The following is a 14844-nucleotide window of genomic DNA, read 5'->3' as shown; positions in this document are numbered from 1 at the left end:
GTTTCAACGGTGACGGCCTCATCCACGCTGGTCAGGACACTGCCTTGACCGGGTTTGGCACCACACTTGAGATCCTCTACGGAGTCCCGTTTTTTCCATTTGTGGGCCGTTTTGGGGTTGATGTTATGCGGTTCCGCTAACTCGCGGATGCCCGCTTCAGACGCTTGTATTTTTGCTCTTGTAGCGTGCGTGGTCGTGGCTGTTCCGTGTAATACTTGTCCCATCGCTTCTCCTCTTTAAGTTGGTGATAAACCAGACCACTTAATAGTGGGACTAAACACTTAACCTGTAAACTTTCCAGCATGAGCGCTGACACAAAGGCTGGACATAGTCTAACGAGTTACCTAAACCTTGGAAATGCGGCAAATTGTCGCACCTTTGGCAATTGCACTTATGAGTTGAATGTAAGTGAAATTTTTCACAGACAAATAAATTTACTCCTGATAAATTACATATACGCATAAGACATTGCTTATCTTCTGTAATGTTGGCGGCAGGGCATAGGCGATTTCGATTAAGATGATGTTTGGTTTCGTGTAAGAACTATTGATGCGGCCTTGTGAAGTCTTAACTCCCGTTCGCCTTGAGCCTGTCGAAAGGCGTGCGTGCTTCGACAAGCTCAGCACGAACGGTTTCAAACATTTAAAGGCCGAATCTATAATAAGGCCTATGTTTTGTTCCAGTAATTTCATTAAGGAGTAACACATGCCACTGAACGCCTTTATCGTTAGGCCTTTTGGGGTAAAAGAGTTGATCGTCAGTTCTTCTAACCTGCCCGAGAGGCTTAAAACCCACCATATCAATGAAGAAAGTGTCCTGAGTGGCCTGACGCAAATCGGTGAGACTGCAAATTGGAAAGTTGCCATCAATTTCGATAAAGTCCACGAGCTATTGGTGGCTCCGGCGTTAAGTCGGTTGAACATACGTGGCGAAACGGCCAGCGCCGTGTTGGTCGCGGGCAATATACGTGAGGATATGTTCCATCGGCTTATCACCGCCGACTTGGTTATCGCCGATTTATCTATGCACAACGCCAATGTGTTTTATGAATTGGGCATTAGGCAAGCATTTCGCGATAAGTATACATTCCTTATCCGCAGCAACTTAAGCGAATACCCGTTTGACCTTAAGACTGACCGATACTTTGACTATGATTTGGTCGATTTGCTTGAGCATAGCGAACAAACCATAGAAAAGCTGACCGAAGGATTGCGCGGAACGATCATGTCCAATAAGGCCGACAGCCCTGTGTTTAAGCTGTTGCCGAAATTGGAAGCTGAGGATAGGTCGCGGTTTATTTCTGTGCCGGAAGAGTTTCGTGAGGAGGTGGAACGTGCGCGTTATCTTCGCTTGCCAGAACACTTAAGCATACTGGCCGTTGAATGTGCAGATAGCCTTTGGGAAGCGGAAGGGCTGCGCGAGGTCGGGCGCGCGCAGTTTGAAGCGAATTTTATCGACGATGCCAAGGCGACATGGGAGCTGATCGTAAACCGCTACCCTGACGATATTGAGGCGAACACAACTCTATCTACCATCTATCAGCGCCGTAATGATGCGCCACGTTCAGAACAAGCGCTAGCGCGGGTTTCGCGTATGGGTACGTTGACAGCGAACCGGCAATCGCAGCTTCGTTCTTTAAATGGCCGAAACCTGAAAGAAGCCTGGATTAAGCAATGGAATACAATAAATCTAGACATCGAACGGCAGACCAAGGCACTCAGTTCACCCTTATTGCAACGGGCTTATGAAGCATTCGAGGAGTCTTTTAAAGCTGATCTCAATAATGCTTATGCTGGCTTGAATGCCTTGACCTTACTGGTCATACAAACGGAACTGGCCATAAAATTATCCGATGTATGGCGGCGTATCCAACCCTGTCCGATTGATGCTGAAACCGAACAGGCGCAACGCTATGACCGCATAGGTCAGTTGATAGCGACGCTTGAATTAGCCGTTGAGGCGGAACGTGACCGATTGCGCCGTGAAGCCACAATTGATCCGTGGTTTAATTTATTGGCTGCGTCGGTGGCCTGTATCATTTCCAATCAACCAGAATACGTGGCACAGCTTTACGCAGATGCCCGTCATTTTGCGCCAGTCGATTCTGAGTTCTCGATGTGTCGCGCGCTTACTGTTTACCAGCAGCTTCAAATTCGTGGGGGCGTAGCGCAAAATAAGTTAGTGGTCGAGACGATACCTGTCGTGAACGGTGCCCGCATTGTGGGTACGATTGGCGATAACGTGACTCGTGCGATGGAAATGCTTCAGTGCGCCGATATTAAAAAGACTCGGTCTACGGCTCGCAGACGACTCCTTATGTTTGCGGGCCTACGCCTAAATATCCAGCCCGATTCCCAGGCGAAGCGCATCGGTTTTCGCAAGGAATGCGTCAATGAAGCTAAAGACTTGATTAGGAAAGCGATTGAAGAAGAAGTGGGGCTGAAGCATGACACGGCGAATGGGCAAAATGAGATTGCCTTTGGGATGGCTGCTGGCGCGCACGGTGGCGATTTGCTGTTCCACGAAGCTTGCCACGAACTTAACATGCCCACGCGCTTATGCCTTGCCTTACCAAAGGCAGGGTACGTGGGACGCTATGTTGCACCAGCAGGGCCAGAATGGGTGGACAAGTTTTCTAAAGTCTATCGCCGAGTTGACGAAATGCGCAACGAGCCACAAGCCAAGCAGGACGACAATATCCAAACCTGGGCGATCAATTGTTTCACGGATTCCAACGAATTGCCGCGTTGGCTACAAGGCCGGCCGCACTACAATGTAGGACGACGTAATAACTTGTGGATGTTGCAGCATGCCATAGTCGCAGCCAATCAGCTAGGGGAAAATACTGAAATCACCTTGCTGGTGCTTTACGACGACAAGAGCGAACTCGGTATTGGCGGAATTAGTCATTTAGTCGAGCAAGCCGTTATGTCCGGCATTAAGGTTAAAAAAATCTATCTGACGGACTGGCAAGATAATAGAACGCCTTTGCCAGCATTGGTGCTTCCGTTCGATAATGTCCATAAAGACGAGATGCCGTCAGGTAATAAGTTTGAGTTGGTATCTGATAAGAAAAGTCCCGGACGTGGTAACAACGCAGCAGGTCAAGCAAAGTTAGAAAACACGGTATCTTAGGTAAACTTTGAACAAGGGCCATAGGGCGGATTAGCCGCGCAAATGCACGGCCTATCCGTTTTGATTGCATTATGGGCGCGGCGTAATCCGCCCTATGCGGTGTCCTTCGATATGGCGGAATACGACGCGCGGAAAATCCTTACTTTTCTGAAAGTTAAACGGTTTGCGCGTCTCGGCAACCGCTCCGTGCGTTGCCCTACCTCCTGCATCCATGCAGTCGTAATCCGCATACTAACAATCAAAAAATTATTTCTTCGGCTCAAACAATATATGCGCCATTTTCTTGGCCTTGGTCTTCAAGTAACCGAGATTGTCTTTATGGGCGACGACTTCAATCGGAATACGTTTAACGACATTAATGCCCAATTTTTTTAAGGCATCTATTTTTTTGGGGTTATTGGTGATGAGTTGTATGGACTTGACCTGTAAACTTTCCAACATTAGGGCGGCAACATTGTATTCGCGCTCATCAGCCAGATGACCCAGATGGATATTGGCATCGACGGTATCGAGCCCCTTATCCTGCAAATTATACGCTTGCAGCTTTTTCAGTAGGCCGATACCGCGCCCTTCCTGGCGTAGATAGATCAAAATTCCCGTATTGGCCTCATTAATCATTTGCATCGCCATAGCTAGCTGTTCGCCGCAATCGCAGCGCCTTGACCCTAACACATCTCCAGTAAAACATTCCGAATGGATACGCACCGGGATGTTCTCCCTATTGGCAACGTCGCCTTTGACCAGGGCGATATGCTCCTTGTCGTCGATGTCGTTACTGTAATAGTGCAGGATGAATTCGCCGTACCGGGTGGGGATGGGCGTTTGTACTAAATCGTCTAGGTGTGGCTTCACGGATAGGGCTAGTCTGAAAATTCTTTGTTATTTTACCTAATTTGACAGGCAACCTTGGCTATTTTTTGTGTTGGGTGTGTTTAAAAATCAGTCAGCTTTGATGTTCCCGCGCTGCGTAGGGGCAGGCCTTGTGCCTGCCCGGATAACCACAAGAGGTTGCCCGGATAAGCTCGGGAATTGCCTGGGCAACCACAAGGGTTGCCCAGGCAATGCCATGCGTGGGTAGTCATTTTATTGCCTCAATCAGTATAATAATATCAGCATATTACAATACGCACTTGGTTCCCATCAATGAGAATGCCTGATGCTGCTGGCAAAATAGTTTTCGGTAAGCTTACTTTCAATGGGCCTGCTTGAACTTTATACTTTACGCGCAGGACTAAAGATTGCGGTTTATGATTGAAGGACACTTATGAAACTCCCAATTACTGGCGGCTGTTTGTGCGGTAAGGTCAGATACGAGATTTCTGCAAAACCTGTCAGTACGGCGTTGTGCCATTGCCGAACTTGCCAAAAGGCCGTGGGAGCGCCCCATTTTGCCGCGCTTTTCGTGCCTGCTTCTGCCCTTACCATTACCGGTGACCACAAGGAGTATGCCAGCATTGCTGCCAGCGGCAACACCATGTACCGTGGTTTTTGCCCAGAGTGCGGAACGTCATTATTCGGAAGGAATAGCGCCTTTACCCAGATCAGGCCGGTATCCGCTGTCACGCTCGACGATCCCAGCATTTATAAGCCGGAAAAGGATATATGGGTGGCAGATGCCCAGCCTTGGGATGTCATGAATCCTGAGTTACCAAAATTTGAGGGTAATTCCTGGAAGTAAGTTATCATTCGTAATAACTGATTCGATACCCCGGACACTTTATGCGCGCTGAACTCAGTACTATCAATATTGCACCCACTTCAACCCACAAGTATTCAGTCATCTGGTTACATGGCTTGGGTGCGGACGGCCGCGATTTTGAAAGCATTGTACCCAGTTTGCATTTAAGGGCTGAGGCCAATACCCACTTTATTTTTCCAAATGCCCCTATCCAGTCCGTCACCATCAATCACCACATGAAAATGAGGGCGTGGTTCGATATTCTGGCTATTTCTTTAGAAGAACATACCGTCGATATTACCGGTATTTATCAATCAGCAGACCTTGTTGCCCCACTTATTCAAAAGGAAATTGACAAAGGCATACCGGCGGAAAATATTATGCTGGCCGGATTTTCCCAAGGCGGGACAATTGCCCTGCATGTCGGCCTTAGGTATCCGCAAAAATTGGCCGGCATTTTAGCCCTTTCAACCTATCTGCCTACCATAGAACAGCTAAGCAACGAAGGTTCCAGCACTGGCAAAACGAACCCTGTGTTTATGGCACATGGCATTCTCGATGCCGTTGTCGCTATTGAGGCGGGAAAATCAACGTTTGATAAGCTATCAACATTGGGATATAACATCGAATGGCATGATTATTTGATGGAACATTCCGTTTGTGCCGAAGAAATCAGTCACATTTCGGTTTTTATGAATTCGATTTTTGTTTAGTTCCCGCTAAGGAAACACTGACAAGTTCCATCCTGGATTTTTCAGCGGTCACTAAAGGTAAACGCTGTTTACTTTTGGTTAACAAAATTAATCAGTTCCCCAAAAGCACGGTTGATTAAAGATCATCTCACTACCACCAACAACCTGTTAGATGCTTACCAATAACCCTTTCGCCAAACGGCTGTTTAGCAGTTTTCTGGATCTGGCCCCGATTCTTGCCGTGGTCTTGGTTTTTCAGATTCTGGTTATCCGGCAGCCTGTGCCTGATGTTGCCAATTTAATGATCGGCACGCTCTTTGTCGTTCTTGGTCTCACCCTGTTTATTCAGGGGCTGGAACAAAGCCTGTTCCCGCTTGGTGAATCGATGGCATACGCTTTTGCCCGCAAAGGCAGTTTGCTCTGGCTACTGGCCTTTGCATTTTGCCTGGGTTTTGGCGCTGCGGTTGCCGAACCGGCGCTGATAGCCGTTGCCGAAAAAGCCGCAAACATAGCCAGTACCGGCAATATCATTGAACAAACCCAAATAGCCCGGGATAGCTATGCATTAGGATTACGTATTACCGTCGCCCTGTCCGTTGGATTTGCTATTTTAATCGGTGTCTTAAGAATTATCCGTGGCTGGCCTGTGTATTACCCTGTTTTCTGCGCTTATGGCTGCGTGGCCGTCATGACACCCTTTGCACCTGCGGAGATCATTGGCATAGCGTATGATTCAGGCGGCATCGCCACCTCGACCATTACCGTGCCGCTGGTGACTGCCCTTGGCGTGGGCCTTGCCACTGCCATTAAAGGCCGCAACCCGATGACAGACGGCTTCGGGCTAGTCGTCTTTGCGTCATTGACACCAATGGTTTTTGTCATGGCTTTCGGGATGCTTATATGATTGAATGGACTATCCGTTTCGCACTGAAACTTCTGGAAACCTGTAGGGATATTTTGCCTATTGCCGCTACCATCACCGGTTTTCAGCTATTGGTCATTCGTAGGCCCCTACCCCATCTCAAAAAAACGCTGATAGGTTTTTTATATGTTTTACTGGGCATTGCTTTTTTTCTGGAAGGCCTGAATATGGCCTTATTCCCGCTTGGGAGCTTGATGGCATCCCAGTTGACCACCCCTGAATTTTTAGGCATTAATCCACTCGCCCAAGCCGTATCCTGGCAAACTTATTCCTGGGCCTATGTGTTTGCTGCCAGCATCGGTTTTGCCACTGCGTTGGCCGAACCCGCCTTACTTGCTGTTGCGGTTAGAGCCGAGCAAATTTCCGGTGGCGCTATCCGTTCCTGGGGGTTGCGCATTGCGGTTGCCATCGGTGTCGGTTTTGGCTTAGCCCTGGGGACTTTCCGGATTGTCACGGGGACAGGGCTTTATTACTTTATTGTCGCAGGTTACGTTGTCGTGCTGATACAAACCCTGTTTGCACCTAAAATGATTATTGGCCTGGCTTATGATTCTGGCGGAGTGACAACATCCATGGTAACCGTACCGCTGGTCACGGCACTGGGATTGGGCCTAGCTCAAGTCATACCCGGCCGCAACCCGGTGTTGGATGGTTTTGGCTTGATTGCCTTTGCCAGCCTGTTTCCCATTATTGCCGTGCTGGCCTACGCACAAATTGCCCACTGGCTGAATAAACAAAATCTTCCATCAAAACATTAGGGGACGCTATGCACTTTAAATTAATCATTGCCTTCGTCGAAGATGACAAGACCGATCTGGTACTGGATACCGCCCGTGCTAACGGCGCAAAAGGCGCAACCGTCATCAACCATGCCCGTGGCGAAGGCATCAAGCAATCGAAAACATTTTTTGGCCTGACCTTGGACACTCAACGCGACGTGTTGTTATTTTTGGTTGAGGAACGTCTCTGTCGGCATATTCTGGAAACAATAGCCAAAGCGGGAGAATTTGACAGCAAACCCGGCACGGGCATCGCTTTTCAAATTGATGTTGAAGATGCTATCGGCGTCATGCACCAGGTTGAAGAATTAACCCATGAACTTGAGGACAAATTATGATCGAAAACCGCACTGTCATCCGTGTGAAGGATGTCATGAAAACCGATTTCGGCACGATAGACGGCATTGCCACCATCGATGATGCGCTAAAAAAAATGAAATCCCTCAAGACAGCCGTCCTGGTTGTCAACAAACGCCATGAGGATGATGAATATGGCTTGATTACCTCTGGGGATATTGCCCGGCATGTATTGGCGAAAGACCGTGCGCCGAATCGGGTCAATGTCTATGAAATCATGAGCAAACCCGTGATCTCAGTCCATCCTGAGATGGACATCCGCTATTGTTCGCGTTTGTTCGCCGATTATAACCTCATACGTGCCCCGGTTATCGAGAACCGCACGGTGGTCGGGATCGTCAGTCCGAATTCGTTGGTGTTGGATGGCTTGTACAAAATCATTCAATAAATGGCATCTAGCGAAAAATATCAGTACAATAGCGCCCGACCAGAAATGGGATGTTGAGAAGGTACTGCCGCTATAAATGGTTGCCCGGTTATCAATGTTGTCGTTCTGTGTTAACCGTCAGTTTTTAATTTAGGAGTTTTCGATATGGCCACAGGCACTGTAAAGTGGTTTAACAACACCAAAGGTTTTGGATTTATTGCCCCTTCTGAAGGTGGTGAAGATGTTTTTGTCCATCATTCCGTAATACAAGGCGCAGGTTTCAAGACCTTGACTGAAGGTCAGTCCGTCAGTTTTGAAATTGAAACTGGGCCAAAGGGCTTAACCGCAGTGGATGTAGTGCCTAAATAAGCGGCATCCCGAATAAAAAAGGGCTTTGTGGGTAATCACAAAGTCCTTTTATTATTGATTCGACCCCATAATGTTTGAAACCATTCGGGCTGAACTTGTCGAAGCTTACTTGCCTTTCGATAGGCTCAAGACGAACGGAGTTAATACTTCACAAGGCCGAATCAATAATCCCAATTCATCTTGAACTTTATTTCAGCGGTCTACCTTGGGCATCTTTGTCGATATGCCCACCTAAAATCAAAATTGCCTCAACAAACCCCCAGAGGATAGCATAGCCGGGTAAACCGGCAACCACTATAAGCAAAGTGTTTACGATTATTTGGGTAACGGCAATGCGATAATAGCCCAGGTAAAACCGATGCCCACCTACATAACCGAAAAGAAATGCCAAAAAAACCGCAAGGTATTTGCGTTTGACTGCTCCCCCTTTGTCTAGCGTAGCGGCATAGAGATTAATGTTGCAAGGCTTTACACCCCTGATATCAAACTTAACCTGGTCGCCTTGCTCGGGTGACGCACCTGCAATCCAGTCCTTGATCTCGAACTGAAAAACCTCTCTACCATTGCTTATCGATCCTGCCTGTGTTTCAGGATCGTAATCTTTTATGACTCCTATCACTTTTATTCGCCTTATCTTTAAACTGGAGCCCTTTTGCTTTTATTGATTAGACTCCACGGCACGGCACACCCCACCTTACAACAGATGGGCATCAATTATCCTTTAGCCTCACCGCCAGTACATCGCATTTGGCGTGATGGAGTACGCCATTAGCGGTTGACCCTAGCAAAAGCGCCAAACCATGCCGCCCGTGAGAACCGACTACGATTAAATCTACCTGGTTTTCCTCAGCAATCCGGGTTATTTCCAGTTTTGGACTCCCCAACCCCACCCAAAGCCGGTCTTCTTCTACCCCTAATTTATTAGCGAGACCGGACAGTTGTTTTTTCGCCGCATCAATCATTTCACCCGTCAGATCCACGTCTAAAGCAGTATCCAGGCCGTAACCCGTATCAGGAATAGGCATGTTATCCACCACATGAATAATGCTGAGCGCCGCTTGATAGGTCTCTGCCAGCGCTTTTGCCCTGTCGGCAACGATCTCTACCGGTTCAAAATCAACCGCTAATAATATATGTTTATAACCCTCCATGATGCCTCCTATTTTCACGCCCCATGATCGGCTCGGAATGAAAAAATATCATACGACCAGAATCTGCTAAGCACAACAACTCAAAGCATATACCGAAACCTTAACCACTTCTTGCCGTTACCTGCCAGTATATCGCAAACACTTACTTGTAAAAGTTTTGATTTAAACTGAGATTGCAGATGGCTAATTCACCACTCACGCAGTTGGCAATATTTGAAACTATTGTCCAATACGCTGTTATCCACGCTCAAGGTGTCGCCCTTTAAGTTCACTCGGGCTGGCTTCGCCGTATACACCGCAGCCTGTATAAGCCTCCCGGTGCAAAAATCGGTTTACGCTATCGTGTTAAATCGCTATCACTTCCCCCCAAGCGTCGGCATCTCGCCTGGTTGGGTTCGCCCAATAGGAACCCTATGTACATTGGCAAGGTGCAATGGGCTGTTGGGGGACGCGTTATTTCTCTTATCAAGGGTTGGCCTTCCGGTGGCTGCGGTATTTTTAATCTCCATAGTTTATATTGCCTATCAATGCGTAACTCCTAAACAGCGGATGAAAATTCCATAATTAACGATGACATAGCCTTCTTTTTAGCCGCCCTGATCCGGCGCATTGCCACGGCAATCAAGAGTAGCCCAGTGATGGTTATCTAACCCGGAGGCCAGCCCAATTGACGTCCACCCAAAAGATGCAAATGTAGATGGTAAACAGCCTGGCCGCCATTACTGTTGCAATTGAATACCGTCCGGTAACCGTCTTCAGCCAACCCTTCTTGTTTAGCCAGCTCGACGGCTGCCTGTAATATCTGCCCTCCCAACTGGGCATCATCAAGATCATTCAAGGTTGAAATATGGCTTTTGGGAATTACGAGGATATGGACAGGAGCTTGCGGGTTAATGTCCCTGAACGCCAAAATATGGTCGTTTTCGAAAACAACATCCGGTTTTATGTCTCCGGCAACCATTTTGCAAAACAGGCAATCAGTCATACATTTTCCTCAATTTTACAAACTATTAAACCATTCATCTCTTATTTCAACTGACTCGATTAATTTTGTTTCTACACCGAGCCTTAATTCTTTCAATTTCTCACAAAGCGTTTCACCATCTATTAAGTCGATAGGCGGTGCGCCATCTCGAGTCGCTTCTTTAATGGCTTCTCTAGTGAATGTTCCTGTTGTTATTACAAGCCCTTTGTCTGCCCGGCCTTGCATAGCGCCTCTAAAGTCCCTTATTTGGCTGGGTGTTACAGAACCTTTATAACGCTTGCATTGAAAGTTGACATGGAAACTTAAAAGGCCGCTTACCCTAACAATTCCTTTTCCATCAATTCCACCGTCACCCACTTTTCCAGTTACTTCAACTTGGAAGAAACCACTTTCCCTTAATAACCGCTGTGCGAGTCGTTCAAATGCTGCGGGTGTTATGTCATAAAGCGTATTAAGTAATTTTTCTTTCCATTCTTCGGTGTTATCAACCTCTTCAGTGATTTCTTGCTCTATTTTTTCTGACGAGGTTTTGATTTTTGGTGGCAGTGTTGATTTGTTTTGATCCCTGACCGCTTTAACAATTTCTACGTGGTCAAGTTTAGTTACATCAATATCTGCCTTTGATAATGCCCAAATACCCCGTGATGAGTTTTCAAGCAACCCAAAATTTTTAAGATAATTTCTAGTCCATGTAAGCCGATATTCAATTTCACTCATTGTTCCTTTGTCGCCATGAGGAATTTGTAGCATGTCATCCGATATTGCAGCAATCGCATAAACCTTGCTATTGATTTCTTTTATTGAACCTGAGCCACCCAGTTCTTGAATTGCCTTAACTGTAGGAATAATAAGTTTATCAAAAGAAGGCAAGGCATTATTTGTTTTCTTTCTTGCCATTTATTATTACGTTCCTAATAACCAATCAACAGTCAAAAAACCACTAATATCAGCCTAACGTTTTGCTTTAGGTTAAATTCAAGTGGGAAAAAAGCAACGGTTGAATTCTGCGGGTCATCGTCATAACGTGTTTCTCCCATTAAAAGCATGGGCCAAAGTACCGCTGTCAATGAACTCTAACTCACCTCCCATCGGCACGCCGTGGGCGATTCGGCTGGCTTGGACTTGATGTTTTCTTGCCAACTCACCAATAAAATAGGCGGTCGCTTCGCCTTCCACGGTTGAATTGGTGGCCAGGATCAACTCCTTAATTGTCCCAGATGACATGCGTTGCTCCAACATGTCAAGACCCAGCTCATCCGGGCCAATGCCATCCAAGGGTGACAACCTGCCATGCAAGACAAAATAATGCCCGTTAAAAACGGTCGCCTGGTCAATAATCCAAACATCGGCAGGACTTTCAACGATGCAAACCACGCTACTGTCCCTAACCTTATCAGCGCAAACCTGGCAGATACTTTGCTCTGTGAGGGTACGGCACACCTGGCAATGGCCGATTTTTTCCAAGGCTTCGATCAGCGTTTCAGCCAGTATTTTTGCACCGTTGCGGTCTCGCTGTAGCAAATGAAAGGACATACGCTGGGCTGTTTTGGGGCCAACGCCCGGCAAACAGCATAAAGTTTGCGTTAACTGTCCAAGCAAGCCTTTTTTCAGCATTTTAAAAAGGCATTTGGAATCCGGGAGGTATCGGCAGACCGGCGGTAATCTTGGCCATTTTCTCTTTTTTCATTTTGCCCACTTTATTGACGGCATCGTTAATCGCCGCAGCCACCATGTCTTCGAGCATGTCCTTGTCTTCGCCGACCAGCGATGCGTCGATGGTAACCTTTCTGGCTTCACGTTTCCCGGTCATGACAATGGTCACCAAACCGCCGCCCGATTCTCCGAGCACTTGCTGCATTTCCAATTCTTCTTGCGCCCTTTTTAACTCTTCCTGTATTTTTTGGGCTTGCTGCATGATGTTGCCCAGTGCATTTTTCATATCTTAATCTCCTCTCTGTTACACAGGTTCTATAGTATCGGGCATTACCCTGGCATCAAAATGTTCTTTTAACGCCTGAATGTTGGCATCCGAATTAATGGCATCAACCGCTGCCTGTTGCCTGTCTTCTTTGTCTTTAGCCGATTGTACCGCAGGTGTCGCTATGGCTGCCCGTTCGATATTTATCACCAGTTTTAATGGTGTACCCCGATAATCTTGCAAAGCCTTTTGTAATTTTTTCTCCCGGATGGGTGACAGCAAATGTTTATGGCTGGCATCCAGGAGCAATTTACAGGCATCATCATCAAACCTTTCCAATACGCAGTTGTTGGCTAATTCCCTGGTTAGGCTCTCAAGCTTCATGATTGCGATCATGTCTATCCAACTGTGATTACGGTTTCCTTCTCCTGAATATTCCTGGGCAATTTTTTCAGCAACAACCCCAAGTGGTTTTATCTGTTCAACTTGCATAATCGATTGATGTTTAGTTGTTGAATTTTGTTGTGCCGGTTGCTTCGGTTCTATCCGCATAGGTTCTGCGGCAACAGGCTTAAAGGTCAACATGCGTAGCATGACCATCTCAAAACCCATGCGGGAATCAGGGGCCAAGTCCAGATCTTTTTGCCCAAGCAAACTGATTTGATAATAAAGCTGCACATCCTCCGGCGTTAAGCGGCGGGATAAGGCCGCAATCATTTCACGATCAAACTCATGATCAACTGCGCCAGGTATGTGTTGAACCAAGGCAATACGATGCAAAACCTGCAAAACCTGCTGTAGCACCGAGCTGAAATCAGCTTGAATATTGGCTATCTCACCTATTTTGTTAAGGATGGCCCTTGCATCTGAGTCAGCCAATGCGTTGAGCATGTCCTCAACGGGTCGCTGGGCCACTGTGCCTAGCATGGCGTTAACATCGTCCGCAGTCACCTTGCCAGCGCCAAACACAATCGCTTGATCGAGCAAGCTCAAGCCGTCCCGCATGCTGCCATCGGCGGCCCGTGCCAATAATTGCAAGGCCAGCGGTTCCGATTCGATCTGTTCCAGCCTGAGAATGTCTTCCATCTGGGCAAAAATCTGCCCTGGCAACAAGCGCTTGAGATTGAATTGTAGGCACCGGGACAAGACGGTAACCGGAATTTTCTGCGGGTCTGTAGTCGCCAACAGGAATTTTACGTGCGGGGGCGGCTCTTCCAGCGTCTTTAACAAGGCATTAAAACTATGTCCCGACAGCATATGGACTTCGTCGATCAGGTAAACCTTGTATCGTCCGAAATTGGGCGCATATTGGGCGTTATCAAGCAAATCGCGGGTATCTTCGACTTTGGTGCGGGACGCGGCATCCACTTCGATTAAATCCAGGAACCTGCCTTCGTCCAACTCACGACAGACAATACATTCGCCACAAGGATTAAAATCCCGTAGATTTTCGCAATTGATGGCTTTTGCCAGAATCCTGGCAATCGTCGTTTTACCTACGCCACGAGTTCCGGTGAATAGATAAGCATGGTGCAAGCGGTCGTGTTGCAAAGCGTTCATCAACGATTTGACAACATGATCCTGCCCAACGACTTCGGTGAAATTAGAAGGACGCCACTTTCTGGCGAGAACCTGGTAATTCATTGCAGGCTCATAAAGTAATGACACAGTGGGCGGCGACCATGCCAGCCGCATCCCGGCACACGAATCTGCTGCTACCGTTGCTCCCTTCCGGGCCTGGCGGGGTTTACAGCGTATCGTTGCGGGAAGACCAACACGATCACCATCAAAATTCTCAGCCGTACTGGGTACTGGCTCAAGGCTGTACATTATCGTTGAATCACTATAATATTACAACTTAATGATGGTGCGATTTCTGCACAGAACTAAATTGTAAGAATTTCTAGCCTTATTTACAGCGCCGCTCATCCCTGTCCGAGCATCAATTGAAATCCCGTTAACTTTAGTTTCTCCGCTGACTCAGGCTGTATTTCAGTATATCCAGTACGGCTAGAAACCCACAACGTCCAGCAAGTGACTTGTAATCTGGCAGGAAAGCCAGGCTTTTTTCTGTCAACAAAGCCAAAGAAAAGTGATTTTGTACTGTGGACTAGGTATTTATGCCAAAATATGAGTTCTTTCATCACTGAGCGGTTTCAAGGTTGAAGTGCAAATATCACGGCATGGTGCTGCTTAAAATCAAATGCATCTGGTGTGGGACCTGTAAGCTAGGTTGGCCTTTATGCACACTTTTAAGTATGCCAGCAACCTGCCCTGGCGAACAGCCCTGCCGCAAATAAAGCATCACTATACCCCAAAAGCGCATTCCCAACCTGCAAACGCCGTTCAACCCTTGGCTTGGCGGCATTCCCGTCGGCACACGCCCCCGCCCCCCGCCAACACCGCGCGATACCGGCCTGCAATCGGCGGCCTACCCCGATTGCGTTTTATCATGGGCTAATCCCAGCCGTTGCGGAATAACTCTCGCGTG

At 47.4% G+C, this 14844-nt stretch carries 18 protein-coding genes, 1 other RNA gene and 1 pseudogene; 8 read left to right on the top strand and 12 right to left on the bottom strand.

Annotation, left to right across the window (positions count from 1 at the left end; translation table 11 throughout):
- Nucleotides 1-224 (bottom strand): annotated as a pseudogene (locus ACLQ6D_RS12980) (IS481 family transposase); the annotation flags it as partial.
- 481 nt (nucleotides 225-705) lie between these two features.
- Between ACLQ6D_RS12980 and ACLQ6D_RS12975 the strand changes: the two are divergent.
- A complete protein-coding gene (locus ACLQ6D_RS12975) occupies nucleotides 706-3135 on the top strand; it encodes a tetratricopeptide repeat-containing protein (protein WP_411727738.1) in 2430 nt (809 codons plus the stop codon).
- A gap of 69 nt (nucleotides 3136-3204) precedes the next feature.
- Here the strand turns inward: ACLQ6D_RS12975 and ACLQ6D_RS12970 are convergent, their stop codons facing one another.
- The 3 genes from ACLQ6D_RS12970 to ACLQ6D_RS12960 all read right to left on the bottom strand — a co-directional run bounded on the left by ACLQ6D_RS12970 (nucleotide 3205) and on the right by ACLQ6D_RS12960 (nucleotide 4217).
- Entirely contained in the window at nucleotides 3205-3348 is a 144-nt protein-coding gene (locus ACLQ6D_RS12970) for a hypothetical protein (RefSeq protein ID WP_411727736.1), read from the bottom strand.
- Nucleotides 3349-3381: 33 nt separating this feature from the next.
- Nucleotides 3382-3987 carry a GTP cyclohydrolase II gene (ribA, locus tag ACLQ6D_RS12965; protein WP_411727735.1) on the bottom strand — a complete coding sequence of 202 codons (606 nt, stop codon included), beginning with the start codon at nucleotides 3985-3987 and terminating at the stop codon, nucleotides 3382-3384.
- 80 nt (nucleotides 3988-4067) lie between these two features.
- Nucleotides 4068-4217, bottom strand: coding sequence for a hypothetical protein (locus tag ACLQ6D_RS12960; protein ID WP_411727733.1), 150 nt, complete (start codon nucleotides 4215-4217; stop codon nucleotides 4068-4070).
- Nucleotides 4218-4399: 182 nt separating this feature from the next.
- Here ACLQ6D_RS12960 and ACLQ6D_RS12955 point away from each other — a divergent pair, with 182 nt between their 5' ends.
- The 7 genes from ACLQ6D_RS12955 (at nucleotide 4400) to ACLQ6D_RS12925 (ending at nucleotide 8299) form a co-directional block, all read left to right on the top strand.
- Entirely contained in the window at nucleotides 4400-4813 is a 414-nt protein-coding gene (locus ACLQ6D_RS12955; RefSeq protein ID WP_411727732.1) for a GFA family protein, read from the top strand.
- A 41-nt stretch (nucleotides 4814-4854) separates the two neighbouring features.
- Entirely contained in the window at nucleotides 4855-5526 is a 672-nt protein-coding gene (locus tag ACLQ6D_RS12950; RefSeq protein WP_411727730.1) for an alpha/beta hydrolase, read from the top strand.
- Between the two features lie 151 nt (nucleotides 5527-5677).
- The gene (locus ACLQ6D_RS12945) at nucleotides 5678-6409 is read left to right on the top strand and encodes a DUF1538 family protein (protein ID WP_411727728.1); all 732 of its coding nucleotides are present in this window, start codon (nucleotides 5678-5680) and stop codon (nucleotides 6407-6409) included.
- The gene (locus ACLQ6D_RS12940; RefSeq protein ID WP_411727727.1) at nucleotides 6406-7185 is read left to right on the top strand and encodes a DUF1538 domain-containing protein; all 780 of its coding nucleotides are present in this window, start codon (nucleotides 6406-6408) and stop codon (nucleotides 7183-7185) included. The genes ACLQ6D_RS12945 and ACLQ6D_RS12940 overlap by 4 nt, the downstream gene beginning before the upstream one ends.
- Before the next feature lie 8 nt (nucleotides 7186-7193).
- Nucleotides 7194-7544, top strand: coding sequence for a P-II family nitrogen regulator (locus ACLQ6D_RS12935; protein WP_411727726.1), 351 nt, complete (start codon nucleotides 7194-7196; stop codon nucleotides 7542-7544).
- Nucleotides 7541-7951, top strand: coding sequence for a CBS domain-containing protein (locus tag ACLQ6D_RS12930; protein WP_411727724.1), 411 nt, complete (start codon nucleotides 7541-7543; stop codon nucleotides 7949-7951). Before ACLQ6D_RS12935 ends, ACLQ6D_RS12930 begins: the two co-directional genes overlap by 4 nt.
- Before the next feature lie 144 nt (nucleotides 7952-8095).
- The gene (locus ACLQ6D_RS12925) at nucleotides 8096-8299 is read left to right on the top strand and encodes a cold-shock protein (protein ID WP_411727723.1); all 204 of its coding nucleotides are present in this window, start codon (nucleotides 8096-8098) and stop codon (nucleotides 8297-8299) included.
- 187 nt (nucleotides 8300-8486) lie between these two features.
- On the opposite strand, the gene ACLQ6D_RS12920 is transcribed toward ACLQ6D_RS12925, so the two are convergent.
- The 8 genes from ACLQ6D_RS12920 to ffs form a co-directional block, all read right to left on the bottom strand.
- Nucleotides 8487-8918, bottom strand: coding sequence for a TM2 domain-containing protein (locus ACLQ6D_RS12920; RefSeq protein ID WP_411727722.1), 432 nt, complete (start codon nucleotides 8916-8918; stop codon nucleotides 8487-8489).
- Nucleotides 8919-9009: 91 nt separating this feature from the next.
- Nucleotides 9010-9450: a universal stress protein gene (locus ACLQ6D_RS12915; protein WP_411727720.1), complete on the bottom strand. Its 441-nt coding sequence runs from the start codon at nucleotides 9448-9450 to the stop codon at nucleotides 9010-9012.
- Nucleotides 9451-10096: 646 nt separating this feature from the next.
- Nucleotides 10097-10435 (bottom strand): histidine triad nucleotide-binding protein, encoded by a 339-nt coding sequence (locus ACLQ6D_RS12910; RefSeq protein ID WP_411727719.1) that lies wholly within the window; start codon nucleotides 10433-10435, stop codon nucleotides 10097-10099.
- A gap of 15 nt (nucleotides 10436-10450) precedes the next feature.
- Nucleotides 10451-11332, bottom strand: coding sequence for a restriction endonuclease (locus tag ACLQ6D_RS12905; RefSeq protein ID WP_411727718.1), 882 nt, complete (start codon nucleotides 11330-11332; stop codon nucleotides 10451-10453).
- Nucleotides 11333-11452: 120 nt separating this feature from the next.
- The gene (gene recR / locus ACLQ6D_RS12900) at nucleotides 11453-12049 is read right to left on the bottom strand and encodes a recombination mediator RecR (protein WP_411727717.1); all 597 of its coding nucleotides are present in this window, start codon (nucleotides 12047-12049) and stop codon (nucleotides 11453-11455) included.
- A 1-nt stretch (nucleotide 12050) separates the two neighbouring features.
- Nucleotides 12051-12374 carry a YbaB/EbfC family nucleoid-associated protein gene (locus ACLQ6D_RS12895; RefSeq protein WP_411727716.1) on the bottom strand — a complete coding sequence of 108 codons (324 nt, stop codon included), beginning with the start codon at nucleotides 12372-12374 and terminating at the stop codon, nucleotides 12051-12053.
- An 18-nt stretch (nucleotides 12375-12392) separates the two neighbouring features.
- On the bottom strand, nucleotides 12393-13997 hold the full coding sequence (dnaX, locus tag ACLQ6D_RS12890; protein WP_411727715.1) for a DNA polymerase III subunit gamma/tau: 1605 nt from the start codon (nucleotides 13995-13997) through the stop codon (nucleotides 12393-12395).
- A 36-nt stretch (nucleotides 13998-14033) separates the two neighbouring features.
- An RNA gene (gene ffs / locus ACLQ6D_RS12885) (signal recognition particle sRNA small type) lies at nucleotides 14034-14130 on the bottom strand.
- Between the last annotated feature and the right edge of the window lie 714 nt (nucleotides 14131-14844).

The sequence above is a fragment of the Methyloglobulus sp. genome (assembly GCF_046714055.1).
In the GTDB taxonomy this organism is placed as follows: domain Bacteria; phylum Pseudomonadota; class Gammaproteobacteria; order Methylococcales; family Methylomonadaceae; genus Methyloglobulus.
The sequence above is the reverse complement of the archived record's forward strand: the minus strand, read 5'-3'. Positions and strand labels throughout refer to the sequence as shown.

Coding starts and splice junctions, on each gene's coding strand:
- ACLQ6D_RS12895 (WP_411727716.1), bottom strand. CDS start 12,374: ATGAAAAATGCACTGGGCAACATCATGCAGCAAGCCCAAAAAATACAG.
- dnaX (WP_411727715.1), bottom strand. CDS start 13,997: ATGAATTACCAGGTTCTCGCCAGAAAGTGGCGTCCTTCTAATTTCACC.
- ACLQ6D_RS12955 (WP_411727732.1), top strand. CDS start 4,400: ATGAAACTCCCAATTACTGGCGGCTGTTTGTGCGGTAAGGTCAGATAC.
- ACLQ6D_RS12945 (WP_411727728.1), top strand. CDS start 5,678: ATGCTTACCAATAACCCTTTCGCCAAACGGCTGTTTAGCAGTTTTCTG.
- ACLQ6D_RS12905 (WP_411727718.1), bottom strand. CDS start 11,332: ATGGCAAGAAAGAAAACAAATAATGCCTTGCCTTCTTTTGATAAACTT.
- recR (WP_411727717.1), bottom strand. CDS start 12,049: ATGCTGAAAAAAGGCTTGCTTGGACAGTTAACGCAAACTTTATGCTGT.
- ACLQ6D_RS12950 (WP_411727730.1), top strand. CDS start 4,855: ATGCGCGCTGAACTCAGTACTATCAATATTGCACCCACTTCAACCCAC.
- ACLQ6D_RS12935 (WP_411727726.1), top strand. CDS start 7,194: ATGCACTTTAAATTAATCATTGCCTTCGTCGAAGATGACAAGACCGAT.
- ACLQ6D_RS12930 (WP_411727724.1), top strand. CDS start 7,541: ATGATCGAAAACCGCACTGTCATCCGTGTGAAGGATGTCATGAAAACC.
- ACLQ6D_RS12925 (WP_411727723.1), top strand. CDS start 8,096: ATGGCCACAGGCACTGTAAAGTGGTTTAACAACACCAAAGGTTTTGGA.
- ACLQ6D_RS12970 (WP_411727736.1), bottom strand. CDS start 3,348: ATGGATGCAGGAGGTAGGGCAACGCACGGAGCGGTTGCCGAGACGCGC.
- ACLQ6D_RS12975 (WP_411727738.1), top strand. CDS start 706: ATGCCACTGAACGCCTTTATCGTTAGGCCTTTTGGGGTAAAAGAGTTG.
- ACLQ6D_RS12960 (WP_411727733.1), bottom strand. CDS start 4,217: ATGACTACCCACGCATGGCATTGCCTGGGCAACCCTTGTGGTTGCCCA.
- ACLQ6D_RS12910 (WP_411727719.1), bottom strand. CDS start 10,435: ATGACTGATTGCCTGTTTTGCAAAATGGTTGCCGGAGACATAAAACCG.
- ACLQ6D_RS12915 (WP_411727720.1), bottom strand. CDS start 9,450: ATGGAGGGTTATAAACATATATTATTAGCGGTTGATTTTGAACCGGTA.
- ACLQ6D_RS12940 (WP_411727727.1), top strand. CDS start 6,406: ATGATTGAATGGACTATCCGTTTCGCACTGAAACTTCTGGAAACCTGT.